Raw genomic sequence first — 465 nt, forward strand, 5'->3', positions numbered from 1 at the left:
GTCTGCATATAGTTAAGAAGATATTCACTGTGCCTTTCCATCCTCGCATCGAGTCTGGCAAGAGTTTTTTGAGTGGTGGAAGTGCAGGTAAGCTGACAACTTCTATTGGTTCAAGAGAAATGATTTTTTGGCAATATTTAAAAGTTCTGAATGTAGTTGGATGCATGATAAACCGTCTGCGATCGCATGATGTATTGTTGTGATCAAATAATTAACATTGTTTTCATTTTTGAGATGCACAAGCACAACTCGCATTAAACTTTTGTGACTCTCAATTTTGTGGTTGAGTTCTTCCCAAACAACTTCTTGCCACTGTTGTGAGTCAAGTTTTTTCACCACACGTAAAGGGATCTCGATGTCTCCAGTCTTAAATCGCAGATTATTTAACTTACCGATAATGCGGCAGTTCAGACGAGGATGACGCGCTTGGAGCAACTCAAGAGCTTGTCTAATAACTTCTTCGCT

General features: G+C 39.6%; 1 pseudogene. It reads right to left on the bottom strand.

What is annotated here, in order from left to right:
• Positions 1–465: pseudogene (locus UYK_RS24510) on the bottom strand (phthiocerol/phthiodiolone dimycocerosyl transferase family protein); the annotation flags it as partial.

This window comes from Fischerella thermalis PCC 7521, assembly GCF_000317225.1.
In the GTDB taxonomy this organism is placed as follows: Bacteria; Cyanobacteriota; Cyanobacteriia; order Cyanobacteriales; family Nostocaceae; genus Fischerella; species Fischerella thermalis.